At 72.0% G+C, this 23,626-nt stretch carries 22 protein-coding genes; 16 read left to right on the top strand and 6 right to left on the bottom strand.

Features of this window, described 5'->3' with window-relative positions:
- Window positions 1-52 precede the first annotated feature (52 nt).
- On the bottom strand, window positions 53-970 hold the full coding sequence (locus tag L615_RS06690) for a S41 family peptidase (RefSeq protein ID WP_145724533.1): 918 nt from the start codon (window positions 968-970) through the stop codon (window positions 53-55).
- A gap of 267 nt (window positions 971-1,237) precedes the next feature.
- Here L615_RS06690 and L615_RS06685 point away from each other — a divergent pair, with 267 nt between their 5' ends.
- From L615_RS06685 to L615_RS06665, 5 genes are all read left to right on the top strand, one after another.
- Entirely contained in the window at window positions 1,238-2,779 is a 1,542-nt protein-coding gene (locus L615_RS06685) for a PxKF domain-containing protein (RefSeq protein WP_145724532.1), read from the top strand.
- A 192-nt stretch (window positions 2,780-2,971) separates the two neighbouring features.
- Window positions 2,972-3,541 carry an LPXTG cell wall anchor domain-containing protein gene (locus L615_RS06680; protein WP_186449762.1) on the top strand — a complete coding sequence of 190 codons (570 nt, stop codon included), beginning with the start codon at window positions 2,972-2,974 and terminating at the stop codon, window positions 3,539-3,541.
- A 105-nt stretch (window positions 3,542-3,646) separates the two neighbouring features.
- On the top strand, window positions 3,647-4,414 hold the full coding sequence (locus tag L615_RS06675; RefSeq protein WP_186449761.1) for a class E sortase: 768 nt from the start codon (window positions 3,647-3,649) through the stop codon (window positions 4,412-4,414).
- An 83-nt stretch (window positions 4,415-4,497) separates the two neighbouring features.
- Complete coding sequence (locus L615_RS06670) at window positions 4,498-5,064, top strand: hypothetical protein (RefSeq protein ID WP_028653992.1); 567 nt, start codon at window positions 4,498-4,500, stop codon at window positions 5,062-5,064.
- A 122-nt stretch (window positions 5,065-5,186) separates the two neighbouring features.
- Window positions 5,187-5,330: a DUF1059 domain-containing protein gene (locus tag L615_RS06665; protein WP_084254848.1), complete on the top strand. Its 144-nt coding sequence runs from the start codon at window positions 5,187-5,189 to the stop codon at window positions 5,328-5,330.
- 36 nt (window positions 5,331-5,366) lie between these two features.
- Here L615_RS06665 and L615_RS06660 read toward each other — a convergent pair whose 3' ends face one another.
- Together L615_RS06660 and L615_RS06655 are read right to left on the bottom strand one after the other, a co-directional pair.
- On the bottom strand, window positions 5,367-6,230 hold the full coding sequence (locus L615_RS06660) for a crotonase/enoyl-CoA hydratase family protein (protein WP_145724529.1): 864 nt from the start codon (window positions 6,228-6,230) through the stop codon (window positions 5,367-5,369).
- A gap of 16 nt (window positions 6,231-6,246) precedes the next feature.
- On the bottom strand, window positions 6,247-7,419 hold the full coding sequence (locus tag L615_RS06655) for an LCP family protein (RefSeq protein WP_145724528.1): 1,173 nt from the start codon (window positions 7,417-7,419) through the stop codon (window positions 6,247-6,249).
- Window positions 7,420-7,442: 23 nt separating this feature from the next.
- Between L615_RS06655 and L615_RS06650 the strand changes: the two genes are divergently transcribed.
- On the top strand, window positions 7,443-7,946 hold the full coding sequence (locus tag L615_RS06650; protein ID WP_145724527.1) for an acyl-CoA thioesterase: 504 nt from the start codon (window positions 7,443-7,445) through the stop codon (window positions 7,944-7,946).
- Between the two features lie 4 nt (window positions 7,947-7,950).
- Here L615_RS06650 and L615_RS06645 read toward each other — a convergent pair whose 3' ends face one another.
- A complete protein-coding gene (locus L615_RS06645) occupies window positions 7,951-8,832 on the bottom strand; it encodes a LysR family transcriptional regulator (RefSeq protein WP_028653996.1) in 882 nt (293 codons plus the stop codon).
- Window positions 8,833-8,919: 87 nt separating this feature from the next.
- Here L615_RS06645 and L615_RS06640 point away from each other — a divergent pair, with 87 nt between their 5' ends.
- Window positions 8,920-9,927 carry a threonine/serine dehydratase gene (locus tag L615_RS06640; protein WP_145724526.1) on the top strand — a complete coding sequence of 336 codons (1,008 nt, stop codon included), beginning with the start codon at window positions 8,920-8,922 and terminating at the stop codon, window positions 9,925-9,927.
- A 99-nt stretch (window positions 9,928-10,026) separates the two neighbouring features.
- Window positions 10,027-11,436 (top strand): LCP family protein, encoded by a 1,410-nt coding sequence (locus tag L615_RS06635; RefSeq protein ID WP_261376580.1) that lies wholly within the window; start codon window positions 10,027-10,029, stop codon window positions 11,434-11,436.
- 103 nt (window positions 11,437-11,539) lie between these two features.
- On the opposite strand, the gene L615_RS06630 is transcribed toward L615_RS06635, so the two are convergent.
- Entirely contained in the window at window positions 11,540-12,304 is a 765-nt protein-coding gene (locus tag L615_RS06630) for an inositol monophosphatase (RefSeq protein ID WP_145724525.1), read from the bottom strand.
- Between the two features lie 54 nt (window positions 12,305-12,358).
- Between L615_RS06630 and L615_RS06625 the strand changes: the two genes are divergently transcribed.
- From L615_RS06625 to L615_RS06615, 3 genes are all read left to right on the top strand, one after another.
- Window positions 12,359-12,751 (top strand): hypothetical protein, encoded by a 393-nt coding sequence (locus L615_RS06625; protein ID WP_036516342.1) that lies wholly within the window; start codon window positions 12,359-12,361, stop codon window positions 12,749-12,751.
- A gap of 100 nt (window positions 12,752-12,851) precedes the next feature.
- A complete protein-coding gene (locus L615_RS06620; protein WP_232221645.1) occupies window positions 12,852-13,760 on the top strand; it encodes a glycosyltransferase family 2 protein in 909 nt (302 codons plus the stop codon).
- Window positions 13,757-14,656, top strand: a complete 900-nt coding sequence (locus L615_RS06615; RefSeq protein ID WP_145724524.1) for a glycosyltransferase family 2 protein — start codon at window positions 13,757-13,759, stop codon at window positions 14,654-14,656. Before L615_RS06620 ends, L615_RS06615 begins: the two co-directional genes overlap by 4 nt.
- Here L615_RS06615 and L615_RS06610 read toward each other — a convergent pair.
- Entirely contained in the window at window positions 14,565-15,725 is a 1,161-nt protein-coding gene (locus tag L615_RS06610) for a phosphatase PAP2 family protein (RefSeq protein ID WP_145724523.1), read from the bottom strand. The genes L615_RS06615 and L615_RS06610 overlap by 92 nt on opposite strands.
- An 86-nt stretch (window positions 15,726-15,811) precedes the next feature.
- Between L615_RS06610 and glf the strand changes: the two genes are divergently transcribed.
- The 5 genes from glf (at window position 15,812) to L615_RS06585 (ending at window position 23,455) form a co-directional block, all read left to right on the top strand.
- The gene (glf, locus tag L615_RS06605; RefSeq protein ID WP_028654002.1) at window positions 15,812-17,005 is read left to right on the top strand and encodes a UDP-galactopyranose mutase; all 1,194 of its coding nucleotides are present in this window, start codon (window positions 15,812-15,814) and stop codon (window positions 17,003-17,005) included.
- Complete coding sequence (locus L615_RS06600; protein ID WP_145724522.1) at window positions 17,002-19,011, top strand: glycosyltransferase; 2,010 nt, start codon at window positions 17,002-17,004, stop codon at window positions 19,009-19,011. The genes glf and L615_RS06600 overlap by 4 nt, the downstream gene beginning before the upstream one ends.
- Window positions 19,004-19,909, top strand: a complete 906-nt coding sequence (locus L615_RS06595) for an ABC transporter permease (protein WP_028654004.1) — start codon at window positions 19,004-19,006, stop codon at window positions 19,907-19,909. The genes L615_RS06600 and L615_RS06595 overlap by 8 nt, the downstream gene beginning before the upstream one ends.
- Window positions 19,909-20,685, top strand: a complete 777-nt coding sequence (locus tag L615_RS06590; protein ID WP_036516345.1) for an ABC transporter ATP-binding protein — start codon at window positions 19,909-19,911, stop codon at window positions 20,683-20,685. The genes L615_RS06595 and L615_RS06590 overlap by 1 nt, the downstream gene beginning before the upstream one ends.
- Window positions 20,686-21,343: 658 nt before the next feature.
- Complete coding sequence (locus tag L615_RS06585) at window positions 21,344-23,455, top strand: FG-GAP-like repeat-containing protein (protein WP_051486020.1); 2,112 nt, start codon at window positions 21,344-21,346, stop codon at window positions 23,453-23,455.
- The last annotated feature ends 171 nt before the right edge of the window (window positions 23,456-23,626 follow it).

Below are 23,626 nucleotides of genomic sequence, written 5' to 3'. Positions count from 1 at the left end.
CCGGAAGTGACGTCTCGACGTCCCGGAAGTGACGTCTCGACGAGGGGGTGGGTCAGGTCGCCTCGGTGCTGGCGAGTGCGCGCAGCGCGACGTCGAGGGCGTCGGCGTCGTCGCAGGCGACGTCCGGCACGATCCCGACCTGGTCCCAGTTGGTGCCCGTGCGCGGGTCGATCGGTGCTCCGGTCGGCACGTAGACGTGGAAGCCGGAGCGGTCGGCGAAGAGCTCGACCGGGTTGGCCGCGCCCACCGTCGTACCACCGACCACGGTGGCTCGGGAGAGGGTGCGCAACGTGTAGGCGAGGCTCTCGGCCGCCGAGGCCGTGCCCCGGTTGACGAGTACGACGACCGGCACGTCGTCGAGGCGTGGCGCGTCGGGGTCGGGGCGGGTCCAGGCGACCAGGTCGGGGTGGCCGGTGCTGCGGAAGGTCACCACGTGCACCGGCGTGGGGCCGGTGAACGGGGCGAGCAGGTACTCGACCATCGACGGCCAGCCGCCGTCGTTGTCGCGCACGTCGACCAAGACGCCGCGGGCGCCGGCGAGCCCGGCCAGCGAGCGACGGGCCAGCGCCGCCGAGGCCGGGTCGTCGAGGTCGTCGAAGCGAGTCACCCGGAGCACGCCGACCTCGCCGTGGCGCTCGACGGCCATCGCCGGTCCGACGTCGGGCCGGGAGGCGACCAGCTCGAGGCGCTCCGGCTCGCCCCACGTCACGGTGAAGTGGCGGTCGCGCTCGCGCAGGTGCCGGGTGAGGCGGCGGGCGAACCGGTCCGCCGCGACGACCCGGTCCGTGGCCGGGAACGCCCGGAGGTGGGTCGCGTGCGCCCGTCCGGCGTCGGGGAAGACGTAGTGCCCCTCGACGAGCGCCGCGAGGCCGTCCAGCACCCGTCGCTGCTCCGTCCCGTTCAGGAACGTCGGGTCGTCGGGCTCGCCGCGCCCGTCGTGGTCGGGGCGGTCGTGCGGTGTGGCTGCCACGGTGCGTCCTTCCGTCGGGGTGGGGCCTCCACGCTAGGCGCGGAACGAGCTGTGGGGGACCCGTGCGGGATCGGCCGGGAGGTCGCCGCGGGGCGACGCCGGTGTCGCCACCGGACGACCCGGTGCGGCCTCCCTCGGATCCGATGTGATCGATCGAAGTGCCGGATGCGGGGGACGTCCGGGTGCGACGTTTTTCCAGCCGCGGGCAGGGGCCCGCGGCGGACCGGCCGCCTCCTCTCCCGGCGGCCCGCACCGGAGGGACACCCCGTGATCATCAACAAGCGCATGCTCGCGCTCGGCGCCGTGGGGGCGCTGGGCCTGTCGGCCGGACTCGCCGGGATGGCGTCCGCCGACGACATCTCTGCATGGCACCCCGCCTTCGTCAGCAACGGCGGGATCAAGACGCTGACGGCAGTCGCCGGGTCACCGGTGACTGTCGGGCTCGAGATCCAGCCCACCGGCGACGATCCCGACGACAACCGGGACAACGGCTGCAACCTGTCGGGCAGCGGCAGCCAGCTCGTGCTCGGCGTCGCGCGGACCCTCGAGTCCGCCCCGGCCGTCACCATCGCCGACCTGCCCGCGAACGTGACCTTCGGCCAGGGCTGCGGTGGCAGCAGCCTGACCTTCACCCCGTCCACGCCGGGCGAGGTCACCCTGACGTTCCCTGTCACCGGCCTGACCGCCCAGCCGGGCGTGGAGGAGGACGACTTCAGCACCTCGGGCGCGACCTTCAAGCTCGTCGTGGTGCCCGCCGACGTCGAGGTGGCGGACGCCGACGGGGACGGCGTCCCCGACGCGGAGGACAACTGCCCGGACGTCTCCAACGCTGATCAGGCGAACGCCGACGGGGACGCGCTGGGCGACCTGTGCGACCCGAACTCCTACGCTCCCGCGGCCGGCGACCTCGACGCCGACGGCGCGAAGGGCCTCGAGGGTGACACCCTGACGGCCAGCGGCTCCTTCACCGACGCCGACGGCAACGACACCCTCACCCTGAGCGTGGCGGCCGGCACCCCGGGCTCGTTCACCGACAACGGCGACGGCACCTTCGCCTGGTCGCTCCCGACCGACGACGACGTCGCCGAGGGCACGGTCACCGTGACCGCCACCGACGGCGAGCACGCCACGGCGGAGCTCTCCTTCGGGTACGGCGCGACCAACGTCGCGCCGTCCGTGACGGCCTCGTCCACCGCGACGGCGGCGTGCACCACCGAGCTGACCACGGCGTTCACCGACCCGGGCACCGCGGACACGCACGCCGCCACGATCAGCTGGGGCGACGGCTCGACCGAGGTGGTCGACCCGGCCGTCTCCGGCTTCAGCGCCTCGCACACCTTCGCCGGCAACGGGACCTTCACCGCGACCGTCACCGTCACCGACGACGACGGCGGCACCGGCAGCGACAGCGCGGACTTCGCCACCAAGGTGACCCCGAGCGGCATCCTCCAGCCGATCAACGCGAACGGCTCGCAGAGCACCTTCAAGATCGGCTCGACCATCCCGGTCAAGATCCGGGTCACCGGCTGCGACGGCGCGGACGTGACCTCCGTGACCCCGACGGTCTCGCTGGCGAAGATCGGGGCCGACACCTCCGGCGGCGTGATGGAGGAGTCGATGTCCGCGCCGGCGACCAACGGGCTAGCGATGCGCTGGTCCGCGACCGACGCGCAGTACATCTACAACCTGTCCACCAAGGCGGCGCAGACCAACCAGGGTGCCGCCCTGTCGGCCGGGGAGTACCGGGTCCGCGTGAGCGACCCGAGCTTCTGGGCGCCCGCCAGCGCGGACTTCATGCTCAAGAAGTGACCGCCTGAGGCGATCACGCGCAGCACGAGGGGCCCGGCACGTGCGCCGGGCCCCTCGTCGCGTCCGGCTGACCGGATCAGAGAACAAAACTCGTGGTCGTGACGTAACTCTCGTCGCGGCGCGCGGTTGATCGGTCGAAGCCGCCCCCGCTCGGGTCGGGGTCACCGTTCATCACGTCCGGAGATGGGGCCCATGCGCCGACTGCTCACCGCCCTCGCGACGGTCGTCGTGCTGCTCGTGCCGGCTGGCACGGCCGCGGCCGGGACCGACGACTACCCGCCCACCTTCCCGTCGAGCTGCAACATCAACGCACCTCAGGTGGCGGTCGGCCAGCGGGTGCACCTCGTCATCGAGGTGGCAAGCAATTCGAACGTGCCCGAGGTCGGCACCGTCGCCCTCACCGTCTCCACGGTGGACGCCCGCGCCGCGCGGGCCGCCCGCGTCGCGCCGCGCGCGGTCGTCTGGACGCGGTCCGTGCGCTACGAGGGCACCCCCCTCGAGGTCGTCGGGCCGGAGCTGCCCCGCGGCCGCTACCGGGTGACGATGGCCTTCACCCCGGACAATGCCGAGCTCGTCGGGTGCCGCAACGCCGCCGTCCTCCGGGTCGGCGGGGGCGGCGGTGACGACACCGGCGGCGTGACCGAGCCCGGCGCGCTGCCCAACACCGGCGGCCCGCACCTGTGGCTGCTCCTCGCCGGGCTCGGCCTGGTCGTGGCCGGCGGCGGCCTCGCGGGCGGCAGCCGCCGTACCCGCCTCGCCTGAGCACCCGGCCCGGCGTCCCGCGTTTCGGGCCGATCCCGTGACGCCGGCGGCAGCATGCCGTTGGATGGTGTGGGAGCTGGATCCGGGACTTCAGGAGGGACACGCATGCCGCAGGTCGACGCACCGGAGGAGTCCGGGGACGCGGGCCGCGTCCGCCGACGCCGCCGCCGTCCGGTGGACCCCGACGCCGACGGCACGCAGCCGGCCTCGCCCCGGCGCCGCATCTCCTTCTGGCTCGGCTGCGGCCTGATCGCCGCCGGCCTCGCCGTGCTCGCGTGGGTGGCCTGGCAGTTCTGGGGCACCAACTGGCAGTCCGGTCGCAAGCACGAGGAGGTGCGCAGCTCGCTGCTCGACGGCTGGACCGACGGCCAGGACGTCGTGCGCACGGACTTCGGCAACGCCAGCGCGATCCTGCGCATCCCGCGGTTCGGCAAGGACTACTCCGTGCCGGTGCTGGAGGGCTCGACCGACGAGGTCCTCGCCGCCGGCGTCGGCCACATGGAGGACACCGCCGAGCCGGGTGCCGCCGGCAATTACGCCCTCGCCGCGCACCGGGTGACGCACGGCGAGCCGTTCGCCGACTTCCCCGAGCTCGAGCCCGGCGACGAGGTCATCGTCGAGACCCGGGCCGCGACCTACACCTACGTCCTGGACAGCGGGGGAGAGGACCTCATCATCCCCTTCACCCAGACCTGGGTGCTCGACGAGTCGCCGGCGAACCCCTCCGGAGGGACCGAACCACCGGCCCGGGTCGACGGCAAGCCGAACGACCACATCATCACGTTGCTGACGTGCTCGGAGATCTTCCACACCGACAACCGCTCCGTGGTTTTCGGCCATCTGGTGGAGACCTCTCCCACGAATCGCGGCTGACCCACTAGGATCAAGCGCAACGCACTTCCCGTCATGGGGTAACGAGCCGGGTCGTTGCATGGGGAAGGCTCTAGGAGGAAGTAGTGCTGAGAAAGCTCGTCGCGCTCACCGCGCTGTCCGTCGCAGTCGCCGTGGCGCCTGTGACGACCGCGTCCGCGGAGCCGTACACACCGAAGATCCCGACGGAGACGCAGATCGTCGTCGTCGACGCGCAGGTGGGCAAGCCGGTCGAGCTGGAGGTCAGCGCGAGCGCCAACTACCCGACGCCGCCCGAGGGTGACATCAAGGTCCAGGTCCTCGCCGCGTCCAGCACCGCCCGCGGTGCGCGCGCCGTCGCCGCTGCGCCGTTGTTCACCACCACGGTGCACTTCGTCGACGAGGCCGTCGCCGTCACCGGTCCTGCGCTCCCGCAGGGCCGTTACATCGCGACCGCCGCGTTCACGCCCGACGACGCGGGCCTGTTCCTCCCCTCCGACGCGAGCACCGCGTTCCGCCTCGGAGCGGGTGCTCCCGACGACGGCGACGACGGCGGCCTGCCCGGCACGGGTGGCCCGAACCTGATGTGGCTGCTGCTGGGCACCGCGCTCGTCGGCGCCGGTGCCGCCGGGGTCGGCTACGGCCGACGTCGCCAGCAGGGCGCCACCGCCTGACGCTGCACCACGTACGACGCTCCGGCCGCCCTCGGGCGGCCGGAGTCGTTTCCGCCTGCTCCCGACGCTGCTCCCGCCTACAGTGGAGTGGTCGTCACCCGACCGACCCTCCGGAGGTTCCGATGCCCTCTCTGCGTTGCCCCTGCGACACCACCCTGCGCGGCGAGACCGACGACGAGCTCGTCGAGAAGGTCCAGGCGCACCTGGCCGCCGAGCACCCCGGCCGCGAGTACTCCCGCGAGGAGATCCTCTTCATGGCGATGTGAGCCGTCGGCCCACCGCCCCCCGCCCCGGCAGGCCGGTCAGGTCAGCCGGGGCAGCTCGGACGCCCTCGAGGTGAATTGCGGCGTCCGCTTCTCCCGGAAGGCCGCCACGCCCTCCTTGCCGTCGCCGATCGAGGTCCAGTACATCGCCAGCGAGTCGGTGAGGTGGGCCTCCAGCGGCTCCGCCGCCGCGCTGTTGCGGTAGAGCATCTGCTTGGCCAGGCCCAGCGCGACCGGCGACCGGTCCTTCACGAACGACCGGGCCAGCTCCTGCGCCGCCGGCAGCAGGTCCTCGGGCGCGTGCACGCTGCGCACCAGCCGGCCCGCCAGCGCCTGCTCCGCGGAGAGGATCTCGGCGGAGTAGACCCACTCCAGGGCCTGCTGGATCCCGACGATGCGCGGCAGGAACCAGCTCGAGCAGGCCTCGGGCACGATGCCCAGCCGCCCGAACACGAAGCCGATGCGGGCCTTCTCCGACGCCATCCGGATGTCCATCGCCAGCGTCATCGTCGCGCCGATGCCGACAGCCGGACCGTTGATCGCGGCGATGACCGGCTTCGGCAGGGCGTGGATGGCGAGCGTGACCTTGCCGCCGGTGTCGCGCACACCCGTGTCGAACGGCTCCTCGTCGTACGACGCACGGAACTGCTCCGGCGTGGGTCGCAGCGACTCGTCGAGCCCGAACACGTTGCCGTCCGCGCTGAGGTCCATCCCCGCGCAGAACGCCCGCCCCGCACCGGTGACCACGACCGCGCGGACCGCGTCGTCGCGGGCGTCGGTGAGGAAGACCTGCTCGAGCTCGCGCGCCATCGTCAGGTCGAAGGCGTTGAGCGCGTCCGGGCGGTGGAGGGCCAGGGTGGCCACGCCGTCGGCGTCGACCTCCCAGGTCAGGGTCTCGTACACGTCGGTTCCTCGGTGGCTACTGCGGCGGGAGGCCGGTGGGGGTGCACAGCTTGCGGGTGATGTCGTCGGTGCGGTCCTCGGCGATGATGTCGAAGAGCTGCTGGGCGCGCTCGTCGTCCCACGTCGCGTCGCCGCCCGCGAGCGGGACGGTGCAGGACTTGCCCTTGTCGGTCATCGCCAGCGCCCACTGCCCGGCGTCCCAGGGGCCCATGCCCTCGCCGAAGCGGAAGAAGTCGGGCACGGCGCTGTTGAGCTGCCAGTAGCGGACCGGGTTGATGACCGACCACGGCGAGAGCACCTTGTCGCCGACCGCCGCGACCACCTCGCGCTGCTGCTGCACGCGAGCCAGGTCGGAGATCGGGCTGTACTTGCGGGCCCGGGAGTAGGCGAGGGCGGTCGCGCCGTCGACCTCCTGGCAGCCCTTCTTGACGAAGAGGCCGGCGGGCCGGTCGCGGATCCGCTGCTTGGGGCAGATCTCGATGCCACCGACGGCGTCGACGACGCCGACCAGGCCACCGAGCCCGATCTCGACGTACCCATCGATGCGCAGGCCCGTGGCCTGCTCGAGCGTCTGCACGAGCAGCGGCGTGCCGCCCTTGGCGTACGCCGAGTTCACCTTCGACCGGCCGTGGCCGGGGATCTCGAGCGGCGAGTCGCGGGGGATCGACACCAGCGTGGTGGGGCCGTCGCCGGTGTGCAGCAGCATGATCGTGTCGGTGAGCTCGCTCTCGAAGTCACCGGTGTTGAGCCTGCGGCGCTCCTCCTTCGACAGGCCCTTGCGCGAGTCGTTGCCGACGAGCAGGTACGTCGTGCCGGGCTGGTCGCCGGGCCGCTCGCCCTTCGGCTCGAAGTCGACCTTGTCGACCTTGGTCCACGTGAAGACCGGGACCGCGACGAGGAAGACCAGCCACACCACGAGCAGCAGGAGGACGAGGCGCACCCACGTGCCGGGACGCTTCCAGCGGCTGCGCCGCGGCGCCCACGGCGGCGGGGGCGGCGGGCCGTCGGGCTCGGGGGTGGCGCCGTACTGCTGGGCCGGTGGGAGGCGGTCCGGCTTCCGCGGAGGCGACACGCCGCCGCGCGGCTGGACGGGCAGGCGGCGGGTCGGCTCGGGGTCGTCCCCGCCCCGGTCGGGACCCGAGCCGTACATCCAGTCGAAGTCGCCGTCGTCGTCGCCGCGTCCTGCCATGCCCGTGACGCTACCGTTTGGGGGTGGACGAGATCGTGGCGGCACGCACACCGTCGTACTCCCGGATCGAGCTGGCGAGCGTGACGTCGCGGGCCCAGGCCAACCTGCTCGGCAACATCCACGGCGGCGAGATCATCAAGCTCGCCGACTCCACTGCGGGCGTCGTCGCGCAGCGGCACAGCGGGGGACCGGCGGTCACCGCCGCCCTCGACGAGATGGCCTTCCTCGAGCCGGTCCGGGTCGGCGACATCGTGCGCACCTTCGGCCAGATCAACTGGGTCGGGACCTCCTCGATGGAGATCGGGGTCCGCATCGAGACCCAGCCCTGGGACGCGACCACCGAGCTGCGCCACATCGGGTCGGCCTACTTCGTGTTCGTGGCGATCGACAGTGCGGGTGGGGCCCGCCGGGTGCCGGCGCTCGAGCCGGAGACCGAGGACGACCACCGCCGGATGCGCGAGGCCGAGATCCGTCGCGCGCACCGGCTGGCGCAGCGGCAGGAGATCGAGGCCGCTCGCCGGTCCTGACGCTTCAGGCGCCGGCCGCGACCTCGGTGAGCGCCGCCGCGACGGCGTCGACCGCGGCAGGGCGCGGGGGAGCGCCGTACGTCGACAGCTGGACGTGCCGCCGCGCCGCGAGCTCGCGGGTGGCGACGCCGCGGTGCTGGTGCGCCCGCAGCGCGAGCCCGGGCAGCACGGTGACGCCCAGCCCGGCGGCGACCAGCGACTGCACCGCCACGTAGTCGTCGCTGGCGAACGCGATCGCGGGCGTGAACCCGGCGTCGGCGCACAAGGCCAGCAGCTCGCGCCGGCAGCGCTCGCAGCCGGTCACCCAGGGCTGGTCCGCCCACCGGGCGAGGTCGACCGCGCCCGGCCCGGGGCCCGCGGCGGCCGGCGTCACCAGGTGGAGCGGGTCGTCGAGCACCGGCACCGAGGTGACCTGCTCCGGCTCGGGCTGGTCGGGGTAGGCGAAGGTGAGGGCGAGGTCGACCGACCCGGCGCGCAGCAGCTCGTAGGCCTCGGGCGGCTCGGCCTCCGTCAGCTCCAGCTCGATCCCGGGGTGGCGGTCGGCGAGCAGCGCCAGCGCATCCGGCACCAGCGTCGCCGAGCCGGACGGGAAGGCCGCGAGGCGGACCCGGCCGGCCTGCAGGCTGGTGGCCGCGGCCAGCTCCGCCTCGGCGCGCGCGAGCAGGCCGAGCACCTCCTCGCCGCGCCGGGCGAGCAGCACGCCCTCGGGCGTGAGCCGCACGCCGCGGCCGACCCGTTGCAGCAGCACGGCGCCGGTCTCCGCCTCCAGCCGGCGCAGGTGGTGCGAGATGGTCGGCTGGCCGTAGTGGAGCTCGGCAGCAGCCGCGGAGACGGACCCGGTGCGGTGGACGGCCACCAGGGCCTCGAGCCGGCGGAGGTCGATCATGGCGTCGAGCATAGATCGACGGCATCGATGATTTCGAGCGATGAAGACTATTGGACCGATAGGTGCTCCGACCGGGAGCATGGGCGCATGGCCGCCGACCTCCCCGACCTCCCCGACCTGTCCTACGACGACGTCCTGCGCGCCGCCGAGGTGGTCGCCCGCGAGCTCCCGGCCACCCCGCTGCAGTCGCACCCGCTCCTCGACGCCGCCGTCGGCGCCGAGGTCCTGGTCAAGCACGAGCACGTGCTGCCGACGGGCTCCTTCAAGGTCCGAGGCGGCGTGCACCTCGCCTCGACCCTCACCGACGCCGAGCAGCAGCACGGCCTGGTCACCTGCTCGACCGGCAACCACGCGCAGTCGGTGGCGTACGGCGCCCGGCTGGCCGGCGTACGCGCCACGATCGTGATGCCGTCCACCGCCCCGGCGGTCAAGCAGGACGCGGTCGCGGCGCTCGGCGCCGAGGTCGTGGTCCGGGGCGAGACCCTGGGCGAGGCCGGTGCGGCGGCCCGCGAGCTCGCGGCGCGGTCCGGGGCCACCTTCGTGTGCCCCACGGACCCGCGCATCGTGCTGGGCCACGCGACGGCGTACCTCGAGCTCTTCCGGCAGGCCGCCGACCTCCCGGTGCCGCTGGCCGCGGTGCTGGTGCCGATCGGCAGCGGCACCGGCGCGGCCGGCGCCTGCCTGGTCCGCGACGCGCTCGCGCCCGGGACCCGCGTCGTGGGCGTGCAGTCGGCCGCGGCGCCGGCGGGCTGGCGCTCCTGGCGCAGCGGCACCATCGAGACCGCGCCGGCGACGACCCGCGCCTCGGGACTGGCGACCACCACGGGGTACCCGCTGCCGCAGGGGATCCTGCGCGGATCGCTGGACGACTTCGTCCTCGTCGACGACGATGTCATCGACGAGGCGCCCCGCCTCCTCGCGACGCGGGCGCACACCCTCGCGGAGGGTGCCGGAGCCGCCGCCCTGGCCGGTCTGCTCTCCCCCGGGCGACCGGGGCGGTCGGGGCGGTCCGGGCCGGTCGCGGTCGTGTGCACCGGCGCGAACGCCTCCGCCGAGGAGATCGCCCGGCTGGGCGCCGCGTCCCCGGCCGCCTGACGCGCCCGCCGCCGTCGGCGACGCCCTGAGGTCGTCGTCACCGCGCGCCCCCGGCGCGTCGCCACCCGTGGGACGCATGTGACTGGTGATACTTGGCCCGTGGCAGGGGATCGCATGCTCGTCGCCGAGCGGGCCGCGCGGGTGCGCTTCCGCCGGGCGCTGACGCTCATGGCGTTCACCCTCGTCGTCCCCGGCTCAGCACAGCTCATCGCCGGCAACCGCAAGGTCGGCGTCGTCGCCGTACGCGTCTGGCTCGCGACCCTCGCCGTGGTCGGCTACCTCGCCGTCCGGCTCGCCATCGACAGCACCTACGCGCTGACGCTGACGCTGAGCCCGACCTTCATGCTCGTGGTGCGGCTCTACCTGATCGCCGGCGCGATCGCCTGGGCCGCACTGTTCGTCGACGCGTGGCGCATCGGCCAGCCGCTCAGCCTGCGGCTGCAGCACCGCCGCGCGATCGTCGGGGTCAACGGCATCCTCTGCTTCTCCATCGCCGGCACCATGCTCTTCGGCGCCCACCTCGCCGCGGCGCAGCGCGACCTGCTGCTGCAGTTCGTCGACGGCGAGCTCGGGAAGGCCCACGACGGTCGGTTCAACGTGCTCCTCCTCGGTGGTGACTCCGGCGCCGACCGGTGGGGCCAGCGCCCGGACTCGCTGACCGTCGCCTCCATCGACGCCACCACCGGCAAGACGGTGATGATCGGCCTGCCGCGCAACATGCAGAACTTCCGGTTCCGCGAGGGCTCGGTCATGGACGAGCAGTTCCCCGACGGCTTCGACTGCGACGAGTGCTACCTCAACGGCGTCAGCACCTGGGCCGAGGACCACACCGACCTGTTCGACTCCGACACGCCCGGCATCGACGCGACCGTGATGGCCGTCGAGGGCATCACCGGCCTCGACCTGAACTACTGGGTCATGGTCAACATGAAGGGCTTCCGCCGCCTGGTCAACGCCTTCGGTGGCGTCACCCTCAACGTGCGCGACCGGATCCCCGTCGGCGGCCTCGGCTCCGACGTCACCGGCTACATCGAGCCCGGGCGCCGCAAGCTCACCGGCTACGAGGCGCTGTGGTTCGCCCGGTCCCGCGAGGGCAGCGACGACTACTCGCGCATGGCCCGCCAGAAGTGCGTGATGACCGCGCTGCTGACCCAGGTCAGCCCGACGCAGGCGCTCACCAACTTCCAGGAGATCGCCCAGGCGTCCGCGGCGATGATCCGCACCGACATCCCCGGCGGCGCGCTCGACGACTTCGCCAAGCTCGCGCTGCGCGCCCGGGAGCACAAGGTCGCGACCGTCTCGCTCGTCCCGCCGCAGATCGACACCGCGCACCCCGACCTCGACAAGGTGCACACGATGGTCGAGAAGGCCATTGCCCGCTCCGAGGGCCACGGCGCGGAGAACGGCCGGGGCAAGAAGCGCCCCGCGAAGGTCACCGGCGGCTCGCTCGGCTCGCGCGACGACGGCTACGTCGCCAACGAGACCGACGACGTCGCGGCGGCCTGCTGAGGTCCGTCGTACCGGACTTCCTGGCCGTTCCTGCTGCTTCCTGACCGTTGCAACGGTCAGGAAGCGACGGAATCACCACTGGGGAGGTGATTCCCGCACCGCCTCACACCGGCAGCGCCGCCACCACCGCGTCGTACGTCTCCCGGTCCGGCGCGGCCACGATCCCGCCCTCGAGCAGCCGGGGGACCAGCGGAGCGCCGTCGTGCCCGCCGATGGTGCCGCCGGCCTCGGTGAGGATGAGCGCGCCGGGCAGGTGGTCCCACGGCATGCTGCGGCTGTAGAGCAGCGCGGCCGCGTCACCGGCGATCAGGTGCGGGTAGTCGACGCCGCAGCAGGCCCAGGTCAGCTCGAGCGTGCCGAGGGCCCCGAGCTCCTTGCCGACCCACTGCCGCCGCGCGGTGCGGTACGGCGCGGTGCCGGTGCCGGACACGGTCAGCCGCTCGCCGTTCAGCCACGCGCCGGCGCCGCGCTCGGCGACGTACGAACGCTCGTGCTGGGGCTGCCAGATCCAGCCGCGGGTGATCTCGCCGGAGACCACCTCGGAGACCATCACGGCGTGGTCGGGGGAGCCGTTGACGAAGTTCTTGGTGCCGTCGACCGGGTCGACGGTGAACGCGTGCGGGGCGTCGGCGAAGGCGTCGATCAGCCGCGCGTCGGCCGACATCGCCTCCTCGCCGAGCACGAGCGCGTCGGGGTAGGCCGCACGCAGGGCCGCGGTGATCAGCGCCTCGGACTCGTGGTCGGCGACGGTGACCAGGTCGCCGGGGTTCTTCTCGCTCACCTGCTCCTCGCCGAGCGCGCGGAAGCGGGGGTTGATCACCTCCGCGGCGACGTCCTGGAGCAGGGTCAGCACGGCGGCGGTGTCCACGCGGCCACGCTAGTGGATGCCCGGGAGGCGGGAGGCATCCGGGACACTGGGCCCATGCGCTTCACCGAGCACGAGCTGACCGCAGCCCTCAACGGGGTGGCGAAGCAGCTGCTGGCGTCCGACCGGAAGCTGCGCCGCAAGGGCGTCGACCCCGAGACCGCCTGGGCCGAGATGGACCGCTACCAGCGGTTCCGGATGCTCGACGCGCTCGGTGACCAGGTGCTGCCCGTGCTGGTCGCGCTGCCCGACGTCGACGTCGCACCCGGCACCCGCCCGACGTACGACGACAAGGTGGTCTCCGAGGTCGTCTCCGGCCTGCTGGGGGAGGGTCGGGGCCGGGTCCGCCGCGCGGCCGAGGTCAAGGCGCGCACCGCCCTCGTCCAGCTGGCCCTGGCCAGCATCCCGCCGCGGCTGGACCCCGACGCCCTGCTCACCGGCGAGTCCTGACCGGCCCGACCCGCTCGACCGGCCCCGATCGACCCCGGCCGGTCCGGCGGGCCCGGTCACGAATCCGGCTCCGACCCGCCCGGCCAGTAGGGTGACCGCCGTGCGCGTGCAGGCAGTCGTGGTGACCTTCAACAGGTTGGCGATGCTGCAGCGGCTGGTCCCGAGGCTGCTGGCGACGCCCGGCCTCGAGCAAATCCTCGTCGTCGACAACGCCTCCACCGACGGCACGGGGGAGTGGCTCGCCGGGCTCGGCGAGGACCTGGTGCGCCACGAGACGCTGCCGACGAACACCGGCGGCGCGGGTGGCTTCCACCACGGCCTCGGCTGGGCCGTGCGCGAGGGCGCCGACCTGGTCTGGTTGATGGACGACGACGGGCTGCCCGAGCCCGACTGCCTCGAGCTGCTGCTCGACCGCGTCGAGCGCGACGGCCTCGAGTTCTGCGGTCCCGCCGTGCTGTCGGAGCAGGACCCGGGCCGGTTGTGCTTCCCGATCCGGCTGCCCGGCAGCACCCGCGTCGTGCACGAGATGGCGTCCGTCGAGGCTGCCGCGCGCGACGGCCTCATCGAGGGCGTGGTGATCCCGTTCAACGGCGTGCTGGTCACCCGCGAGCTCGTCGAGCGGATCGGGCTGCCCCGCGAGGAGTTCTTCATCTGGGGCGACGACGTGGAGTACCTGTGGCGCGCCGAGCGGGCCGGTGCCCGCATCGCCACGGTCGTCGACGCCCACTTCCTGCACCCGGCCACCGACGACCTCGGCACGCCGATGATGCTCGGGCGCACGACGTACAACCACACGCCCAGCGACCTCAAGCACTACTGCATGGCCCGCAACAACACGCTCAACCTGCGCGCCTACCGCGGCTGGGTGCACGTGCTGCTGTTCTGGCTGAAGACGGTGTGGTTCTACCTGTTCACCAGGCCGCAGCCGGCGCGGATCCCGCTGAGCGCCCGCGCCGCGCTCGCCGGCCTGCGTGGTGACTTCACCGGCCACCGGAGGTACCTGCGATGACCCGGGCGCAGGAGCAGGTCGCGGTCGTCGTCGTGACCTTCAACCGGGCCGACCTGCTCGAGCGCATGCTCGCCGGCCTGGCCGCGCTGGAGCGCGCCCCCGACGCGGTGTTCGTCGTCAACAACGCCAGCACCGACCACACCCGTGAGGTCCTCGACCGCAGCACCCTGCCGGGCCTGGTCGCGATCCACACCACCGAGAACCTCGGCGGCGCGGGCGGCTTCCACCTCGGGCTCCGGACGGCGCACGAGAAGGGCTACGACGTCATGTGGCTGATGGACGACGACGTCGTCCCGGCCCCCGACTGCCTCACCCGGCTGCTCGAGGCCGACGGTTCCTGCCTGGTCGCAGTCCGCGAGGACCTCAGCGGCGCGCTGGTGGAGAAGGCCGCGGTGCGCTTCGACCTGCGCAACCCGCTCGCGATCCGTCCGAAGACGGCCAGCGTCGACTCGACCTGGGCGACTCGCGCCGAGATGCCGCCGACGGTCGAGGTCGAGAACGTGGCCTTCGAGGGCTTCCTGGTCCGCCGCGAGGTGGTCGACCGGATCGGGTTGCCCGACCCGTCGTACTTCATCTTCTACGACGACGTGGACTTCGCCATCCGCGCCCGCCGCGCCGGCTTCCCGATCCGCGCCGTCCGCGACGCGGTCCTCGTCCGCCAGCTCTCCTTCGACCAGCAGCACGACCTGGCCGGGTGGAAGGGCTACTACATGTACCGCAACCTGTTCGCGGTGCACTTCCGGTACGGCGAGAACGTGCTGGTGCGCCTCAAGCCGTGGCTGGTCGCGCTCGTCGTCGTCGCGCTCAGTCCCCTGCGGGGTGGTCGGGCAGAGGCGCGGAACGTGACGCGAGCGCTCCGGGATGCCCGGGGGATGCGGACTCCGCCGTCACGCTGACCGGCTCACCCGCCGGCTCCTCGACCCGCTCGGGCACCAGCCGCGCCCGCCAGCCGATCCGGTTGCCGGTCGCCATGCCGGCGATCCACACCGCGGCCGCACCGAGCGCGAAGCCGCCGAGGACGTCGACCACGAAGTGCCAGCCGAAGTAGACCGTCGAGACGCAGGTCAGGGCGAGGAACACCCACGACGAGACCCGCACCCAGCGCGGCAGGCGGACCAGCTCGACCACCAGGCAGATGGTCACCATGATCCCGACGTGCAGGGACGCGAACGCGGCGACCGTCTGCAGGGTGCCGGCGGCGACCGGGTCGGCCATCACCGCCACGCGGTCGGTCCACAGGCTCTCCTGGAGCTGGCTGACGTGGGTGCTCGGCAGCGAGGCGAAGGTGCGCGGGTCGGAGTAGATCGGGCCGACGGTCGGCAGCAGGACGTAGAGCACCGCGCCCAGGGCCCAGTCGACGGCCACCGCGGTGACGAACCACTCGCCGGCCCGCGTGTGCCTGGTCCAGACCAGTGCGATCGCGATCGACACCGGCACCAGCGCGATCCAGATGATGTAGACCGCGGACAGGACGTGCGCGGCGATCCCGGTGCCGAACCACGCGTGCAGGGTCGCTGCCGGGTCGTGGCCGGCGAAGAGGAACCGGTCGATGTCGGACAGCGGGGCGTCGTAGATCTTCTCGTGGACGAACGGCGCCATGCTCTTGACGTTGCGGAAGGCGGCGTAGCAGAGGTACCAGGCGATCACGCCGTTGAGCGCGAACTTCCAGTGCGCCAGCGGCCAGCGCTCCCGCACCACGGTCCGGCCGGTGCTCCCCAGGCGGCGCAGCCAGCCGCCGCCGGGGCGGCCTGCGGCCAGCAGCGTGCGCGGCACGACGTCCAGCGCGATGGCGCCCAGGACGATGGCCGGGAAGCGGATGTACCCGGGCAGGACGTTGTCGGGGTCCCGGATCGGGATGTCCTCGACCAGCGAGAACACGACGGTCAGCACCGCCAGGCCCAGGCCCGCCGCCCACGCCAGTGCGAACGTGGGAGCCGTCCGTCGCGTGGTCTGGTGGTCTTTCACCAGAACAGGATATTGGTCACGTTCCTCCGCGCGTGCACGCGCGCCAGATGTGTCCGGCAGCGCTCACGTCCGTAAACTCACCCTCCGTGACCCTCCCTGCGTCGAACCCCGACCTCGTCGTCGTCGGCTCCGGCTTCTTCGGCCTGACCATCGCCGAGCGCTGTGCCGCCGACCTCGGGCTGAAGGTGCTCGTCATCGAGCGGCGCTCCCACCTGGGCGGCAACGCCTACAGCGAGCCGGAGCCCGAGACCGGGATCGAGGTGCACAAGTACGGCGCCCACCTGTTCCACACGAGCAACGAGCGGGTCTGGGAGTACGTCAACCGGTTCACCGCCTTCACCGGCTACCAGCACCGCGTCTACAGCACCCACGACGGGCAGGTCTACCCGCTGCCGATCAACCTCGGCACGATCAACCAGTTCTTCGACGCCGCCTACAGCCCCGCCGAGGCGCGTGCGCTGATCAAGGAGCAGGCCAGCGAGCTGGGCGACAAGGAGCCGGAGAACTTCGTCGAGAAGGGCATCTCGCTCATCGGCCGCCCGCTCTACGAGGCGTTCATCGCGCACTACACCGCCAAGCAGTGGCAGACCGAGCCGGAGAAGCTGTCGGCCGACATCATCTCGCGGCTCCCGGTGCGCTACACCTACGACAACCGCTACTTCAACGACAAGTACGAGGGCCTGCCCGTCGACGGGTACGCCGCGTGGCTGGCGAGGATGGCCGACCACCCGAACATCGAGGTGGTCCTCGAGACCGACTTCCTCGCCGACGGCATCGCCGAGCGCTACAAGGGCAAGGTCCCGATCGTCTACACCGGGCCGGTCGACGAGTACTTCGGCAACTGCGAGGGCCGCCTGTCGTGGCGCACGGTCGACCTCGAGCCCGAGGTCCTCGAGGTCGACGACTTCCAGGGCTGCTCGGTGATGAACTACCCCGACCCGGACGTGCCGTTCACCCGGATCCACGAGTTCAAGCACTTCCACCCGGAGCGGTCCTACCCCGAGGGCAGGACGGTCATCGTCCGCGAGTACAGCCGCTTCGCCGAGGAGACCGACGAGCCGTACTACCCGGTCAACACCGCCGAGGACCGCGAGAAGCTGCTGAAGTACCGCGACCTGGCCGAGCGCGAGCCGATGGTGCTCTTCGGCGGSCGCCTCGGCACCTACAAGTACCTCGACATGCACATGGCGATCGCCTCCGCGCTGTCCATGTACGACAACAAGCTCAAGCCGCACTTCGCCGACGGCGCGGAGCTCAAGAGCGGCGGGGTGGACGCATGAGCCAGGCCCCGACCACGGGCGGCACCGTGCGCCGCCTGCTCCAGCGCCAGATCCTGCCGATCGACCGCGACCCCGACGTGTTCGCGCTCTACGTCGACCTGGCCGACCAGGACCTCGACGAGGACAAGTACGTCGTCGGCGGCAGCCGCGCCGCCCGYGRGCTCMACAACACCAAGATCCGTCAGGCCAACGGCGCCAGCGACCGGCTGCGCGTCGACCAGGTCCTCGACCGCACCCGCCTGCGCGTCGACGCCGACCAGACGATCAGCCTCGGCTCCTACTTCAACGCCTTCCCGGCCAGCTACTGGCGCCGCTGGACGGTCGTCGACCAGGTCCGCCTCGCCGTGACCGTCGAGGGCGCCGGCGCGACCGTCGTGGTCAACAAGTCCCTCGCCAACGGCAACAGCCAGCGCGTCGAGGCCGTCGAGTCCACCAGCGAGGGTCCGGAGACCTTCGAGTTCGACCTCACCCTCAAGCCGTTCATCGACGGCGGCTGGTACTGGTACGACGTCCAGGCCGGCGACCAGCCGGTCGTCGTCTCGGCCGAGTGGACCGCGGAGGTCCCGGCCGACCGTGCCCAGCACGGCACCGTCGACCTCGCCATCACCACGATGAACCGCCCGGAGTTCTGCTCCGAGCTGCTCGTCCAGCTCGGCGACGAGGACCTCACGCCGTACCTCGACACCGTCTTCGTGATGGAGCAGGGCACGCAGCTGGTGGAGGACGCCGAGGCGTTCCCGCAGGCGGTGGAGGCGCTCGGTGACAAGCTCCGCATCGTCAAGCAGGGCAACCTCGGCGGCTCCGGGGGCTACGCCCGTGGCCAGCTCGAGTCGCTGCGCAAGGGCACCGCGACGTACACGCTGCTCATGGACGACGACGTCGTTTGCGAGCCCGAGGGCATCATCCGCCAGGTCACCTTCGGCGACCTCGCCCGGCGGCCCACGATCGTCGGCGGCCACATGTTCAACCTCTACGCCCGCTCGCGGCTGCACAGCTTCGGCGAGGTCGTCCACCCGTGGCGCTTCTGGTGGAAGACGCCGGAGGACGGCTACCAGCAGTGGGACTTCTCCCGCCGCAACATCCGCTCCGCCCGCTGGCTGCACAAGCGCGTGGACGTCGACTTCAACGGCTGGTTCTCCTGCCTGATCCCGCGCGAGGTCATCGACCGGATCGGCCTGTCCCTGCCGCTGTTCATCAAGTGGGACGACGCCGAGTACGGCCTGCGCGCCCGCGCCCACGGCTTCCCGACGGTCACCTTCCCCGGGGCTGCCGTGTGGCACGTGCCGTGGACCGACAAGAACGACGCGCTCGACTGGCAGTCCTACTTCCACCTGCGCAACCGGCTCGTCGCGGCGCTGCTGCACTCGACCTTCCCGCGCGGTGGCCGCGTGCTGCGCGAGCTGTTCAACAACCAGGTCGCCCACCTCGTCGCGATGCAGTACTCCACCGCGGAGCTGCGCCTGCAGGCGATGGAGGACGTGCTGCGCGGCCCGCAGGCGCTCCACGAGATGCTGCCGACCCGGCTCGCCGAGGTGAACGCCACCCGCAAGGAGTTCTCGGACGCCCAGCTGGTCACCGACGTGGACGCGCTGCCGCCGCCGCGGATGGAGAAGCCGCTGAAGAAGGACCTCACCCAGGTCCCCAGCCGCAAGTCGCAGCTCATCAGCGCCGGCCTCGCTCCGCTGCGCCAGCTCAGGCGGCCGCGCCCGCTGTCGCGGACCAACCCCGAGGCCGTGATCCCCGCGATCGACGCCAAGTGGTACCGGCTCGCCGGCTTCGACTCCGCGATCGTGTCGATGAACGACGGCACCTCCGCCGCGCTCTACCGCCGCGACCCCGAGAAGTACCGCGACCTGCTCAAGCGGTCCGTCGACCTGCACGTGCGCTTCGCCCGCGAGTGGCCGCAGCTCGCGCAGCAGTACCGCGACGCGCTGGACGAGATCACCTCGCCGGAGGCGTGGGAGAAGACCTTCGCGCCCTGGACCGAGGGCAAGGCCGATGGCTGAGGTCGCGACCACCACCGCCCGTGAGGACGTCCCGCTCCGCTCGCCGTCGCCGCCGAGCGGGCTGTTCGCCGTCTTCCGGCAGCGGTACGTCCTCAAGCTGCTGGTCAAGCGCGAGATCAGCGCCCGCTACCAGGGCTCGTTCCTCGGCCTGCTGTGGTCCTACATCAACCCGCTGACCCAGTTCTTCATCTACTGGTTCGTCATCGGGTTCCTGTTCCAGCTCCACAAGGACGTCCCGAACTTCCCGATCCACCTGTTCGCGGCGCTGATCCTCGTCCACTTCTTCAACGAGACCTTCGCCGCCGGGACCCGGTCCATCATGCGCAACAAGGCGCTGGTGGTGAAGATGGCCGTGCCCCGCGAGATGTTCCCCGTCGCCACGATGCTGGTCTCGCTCTACCACGTGGGCCCGCAGGTCGTCGTCCTCGTCGTCGCCTGCCTGGCCAGCGGCTGGTCGCCCGACCCGCTGGGCCTGGCCTGCCTGGTGCTGTCGCTGCTGATCATCGCCGCGGTCGGGCTCTCCGGCGCGCTCATGTTCAGCGCCGCCAACGTCTTCTTCCGCGACTTCGGCAACATCGTCAACGTCCTGACGAACTTCGTGCGCTTCGGCGTCCCGATGATGTACCCCTACGCGATCGTGGAGGAGCGGTTCGGCCGGTTCGCCGACTACTACCTGCTCAACCCGCTCGCCGACGCGGTCATCCTCTTCCAGCGTGCCTTCTGGTACCCCACCCTCACCGACGGCGACCTCACCCGCCTCGAGGCCAAGGGCCACGTGGTCATGCCGGACAACCTGCTCCTCCACGGCGGCCTGGCGCTGCTGGCCTGCGTGCTGCTCCTCGGCATCTCGCAGTGGGTCTTCAGCCGGCTGGAGAACAAGATCCCGGAGCGCCTCTGATGGTTACCTCGATCGTCGCGGAGAACATCACCAAGGAGTTCACGCTGCGCTACCACCGGACCTTCAAGGAGGTCACGGTGGCCAAGGTGCGCGGTCACAAGACGAGCGACAAGTTCAACGCGATCGAGGACGTCTCGTTCACGATCGAGGAGGGCGAGTCGATCGGCCTCATGGGTCTCAACGGCTCCGGCAAGAGCACCCTGCTCAAGATGATCAACGGCGTCATGCGCCCCGACAAGGGCACCCTGCTGACCCGCGGCCGCATCGCGGGCCTCATCGCCACCGGCGCCGGCTTCCACCCCCAGCTCAGCGGCACGGAGAACCTCGTCCTCAACGCCGCCATCCTCGGCATGAGCGAGCGCGAGCTGAAGCGGAAGTACGACGACATCGTCGAGTTCGCCGACCTCGGCCGCACCCTCGAGGCCCCCGTCGGCCACTACTCGTCCGGCCAGAAGGCCCGCCTGGGCTTCGCGGTCGCCATCCACGTCGACTCCGACATCTTCCTCGCCGACGAGGTCCTCGCCGTCGGGGACAAGCCGTTCCGTGCCAAGTGCATGAAGCGGATGATGGAGATCCGCGACTCCGGCCGCACCCTCGTCTACGTCAGCCACTCGCCGGCCTCCGTCGAGCGCATGTGCAGCCGCGTCCTGGTGCTGGAGAAGGGCCGCCTCGGCTTCGACGGCGCCCCCAAGGACGCCATCCACTACCTGAAGTACGACGCTCCCGACGACGCCCAGAACGACCTCTCCGACGCCGAGATCGGCAACGACATCTGAGTTTGCGCGAGCGTGTCGCCTGTGGTGCTCGCCGCACGGGCGCTCGCTGCGCCGGGCTCCCGGTGGTTGAGGTGCGRGGCGCCCCGGCGCCGAGCCTCGAAACCTCCGGGCCCTCGCACGGTGCTGTGCCCCGTGGGGGCCGCTGGCGGCAAGACGGGTCCTATGGCGCGAGCGTGTCGCCTGTCGAGGGCTGCGCACGGGCGCTCGCTGCTCCGGGCCTTCGCACGGTGCTGTGCCCGTGGCCGCCGCCTGCCGCACGGCGGGGGTCGGAGGGCGCGAGCGTGTCGCCTAGACGCCTTCCGCAGAGGCGCTCGCTGAGCGGACTCCCGGTGGTTGAGGTGCGAGGCGCCCCGGCGCCGAGCCTCGAAAACCTCCGGGCCCACGCACCGTGCTGTGCCCGTGGCGGCCGCGTGCGGCGGCGCGGGCCGAGGGCACCCGCGGGCGAGGCCTCGGCAGCAGCGAGGGCCTCACGTCGTACGGCCGGAACCCTCAGCCGGGCCGAAGTCCCGGCCGATGTGAGAAAGTCGGCACCCTTCGGCGTGTCGGGTGGAAATTACAACGATGTAGTTACTCACGGGACCTTTCCAGACTCCTGTGACTCATGTGAAAGTTGCTACTCGTGTGACTCCTTCCCCGCACACATGTCTGGAGCAGAACCATGTCGAGCAACACCCCGCAGGCGCCTGAGCAGGGCGGCCGGCTGCGGTTCGTGACCCTCAGCCAGCGCCTCCTGGCGCTCGCCCTCGTCGTCGCCGTGCTGACCCCGGCGGCCCGCACGCTGACGATGGACGTGCGACCGGCGGAGCCGGGGCAGGGGAGTGTCGTCCCCGCCGACGTCGCGCTGCGCGCGGCGGAGGTGGAGGTCCCGACCGAGCCGGTCGAGGCCGAGGTCGAGGAGTTCGCGCTGACCACCGCGCAGGGGAAGGCGGCCGGCAAGGCGGCGCGGACGGCGCGGTCCACGCCGAAGGGCGAGCAGGTCGTCGGCAGCGAGGTCGTGCCCGTCGAGGGCTACGGCACCGTCGGGGTCACCTGGGCCCCCGGCAGCGACGTGGCCGAGGACGACATCGAGGTGGAGGTCCGCACGAAGACCGGCGGCACGTGGTCGGACTGGACGGTCGCGGAGTACCACGACGAGCACGGCCCGGACCCGAGCACCGCGGAGGGCCGCAAGGCCCGTCCCGGCACCGACGTGCTGCTCGTCGGCGAGGTCGACGCCGTCCAGGTGAAGGTGACCACCGAGGGCGAGGCGCCGGCCGACATGAAGGTCGCCGTCATCGACCCGGGCAAGGCCAGCGCGACGAAGAAGGAGCGCCCGGCCATCGACACCGCGCGCCTCACCACCGAGGACGACGGCACCGCGACCACCGACGAGCCGGTCGAGGACCCGGCGCCGACCGGGGACGGCGACCTGTCGATGCAGGCCGGCTCCTACACCCCGAAGCCGCAGATCTACTCCCGCGCCCAGTGGGGCGCGGACGAGCGGATCCGGGACAAGGCCTCGCTGAGCTACTACGAGATCCACGCGGGCTTCGTCCACCACACGGTGAACGCGAACAACTACACCGCGGCCCAGGTGCCGGGGATCATCCGCGGCATCTACAACTACCACGTCAAGACGCGGGGCTGGAGCGACATCGGCTACAACTTCCTCGTCGACAAGTTCGGCCGGATCTGGGAGGGCCGCGCCGGCGGTGTCGACCGGCCCGTGGTCGGCGCCCACACGCAGGGCTACAACCAGTACGCCTTCGCCATGTCGGCGATCGGCAACTTCGAGGTCACCCGGCCGAACACGGCCATGATCATCGCCTACGGCGAGCTCTTCGCCTGGAAGCTCTCGCTGCACGGCATCGACGCCGGCAGCACCTCGCAGAAGGTCGGCAGCCGCACCTTCAAGGCGATCAACGGCCACCGCGACGCCGGGCAGACCGCCTGCCCGGGCCGCTATCTCTACGAGAAGCTCGGCGCCATCCGCAACCGGGCGAAGGGGTTCCAGAAGGCCTGGAAGGGCCGCGAGCTCGAGTCCAACTTCGCCGGCTCCGCGCTGCCCGACCTGGTCGCGCGCCGCAAGAAGGACGGCCGCGGCGTGATCCTCCCGATCACCAACGTGGAGGGCAAGTACCGCCTGGGCAAGGCCGTGGACACCGGACGGAGCTTCTCCGGCCTCTCGAAGGTGTGGTCCGTCGGCGACTGGGACCGCGACGGCAAGTCCGACGTCATCGGCCAGCGCAAGAGCGACGGCGCGCTCCTGCTCTACCGGGGCCGCGGCAGCGGCAAGCTGACGGCGCCTCAGGTGATCCGTCAGAACACCGGGAGCTGGACCATGATGGCCGCCGTCGGCGACGTCACCGGTGACGGCTACCCGGACATGATGGCGGTCCCCGGCAAGGGTGCGATGCGGATCCTGCCCGGCCGCGCGCTCAAGGGCTTCGGCAACAGCTACCCGGCGCACTCCGCGGTCCCGGGCAGCCTGCACATCGGCGTCGGCCGGTGGGACAAGGACGGCGCTCCGGACAGCATCGTGCGCGACGGCTCGAAGCTGCGGGTGTACGTCGGCAACGGACCCGGCGGCTGGACCCGCTCCTTCCAGCTGCCGCAGTCCGCGGCCGGCTACAACGCGATCGTCGCCAAGCCCAGCATCAACGGTGACTGGCACACCGACCTCGTCGCCCGCGACGGCGACGGCCGCTTCCACCTGCTGCGGGGGACGCCGGACCGGATCGCCGCCCCGATCGCCATGGGCCGCACGACGACATACGACCTCCTGGGGTGAGGAGTGACTAGCCCGTGCTGGTCGCCCGGGCAGGGAAGCGAGCGGTGGCGCGCTCGGCGGCGCAGGCCGCCTCGAGTGCCTGCTGCTCGGCCCGGGCGACCAGCACGAGCGAACCGCCCTGGGTGAGCGGTTCGCAGAAGGTGAGGGGCTCCGCGACGGGGTTCGCCACCG

The sequence above is a fragment of the Nocardioides sp. J9 genome, assembly GCF_007829375.1.
GTDB lineage: Bacteria > Actinomycetota > Actinomycetes > Propionibacteriales > Nocardioidaceae > Nocardioides.
The sequence above is the reverse complement of the archived record's forward strand: the minus strand, read 5'-3'. Positions and strand labels throughout refer to the sequence as shown.

Excerpts from the sequence above, each read along its gene's own strand:
- L615_RS06680 (WP_186449762.1), top strand. The coding sequence starts at position 2,972 with ATGCGCCGACTGCTCACCGCCCTCGCGACGGTCGTCGTGCTGCTCGTG.
- L615_RS06675 (WP_186449761.1), top strand. The coding sequence starts at position 3,647 with ATGCCGCAGGTCGACGCACCGGAGGAGTCCGGGGACGCGGGCCGCGTC.
- L615_RS06665 (WP_084254848.1), top strand. The coding sequence starts at position 5,187 with ATGCCCTCTCTGCGTTGCCCCTGCGACACCACCCTGCGCGGCGAGACC.
- L615_RS06655 (WP_145724528.1), bottom strand. The coding sequence starts at position 7,419 with ATGGCAGGACGCGGCGACGACGACGGCGACTTCGACTGGATGTACGGC.
- L615_RS06645 (WP_028653996.1), bottom strand. The coding sequence starts at position 8,832 with ATGATCGACCTCCGCCGGCTCGAGGCCCTGGTGGCCGTCCACCGCACC.
- L615_RS06640 (WP_145724526.1), top strand. The coding sequence starts at position 8,920 with ATGGCCGCCGACCTCCCCGACCTCCCCGACCTGTCCTACGACGACGTC.
- L615_RS06625 (WP_036516342.1), top strand. The coding sequence starts at position 12,359 with ATGCGCTTCACCGAGCACGAGCTGACCGCAGCCCTCAACGGGGTGGCG.
- L615_RS06615 (WP_145724524.1), top strand. The coding sequence starts at position 13,757 with ATGACCCGGGCGCAGGAGCAGGTCGCGGTCGTCGTCGTGACCTTCAAC.
- L615_RS06595 (WP_028654004.1), top strand. The coding sequence starts at position 19,004 with ATGGCTGAGGTCGCGACCACCACCGCCCGTGAGGACGTCCCGCTCCGC.
- L615_RS06590 (WP_036516345.1), top strand. The coding sequence starts at position 19,909 with ATGGTTACCTCGATCGTCGCGGAGAACATCACCAAGGAGTTCACGCTG.
- L615_RS06585 (WP_051486020.1), top strand. The coding sequence starts at position 21,344 with ATGTCGAGCAACACCCCGCAGGCGCCTGAGCAGGGCGGCCGGCTGCGG.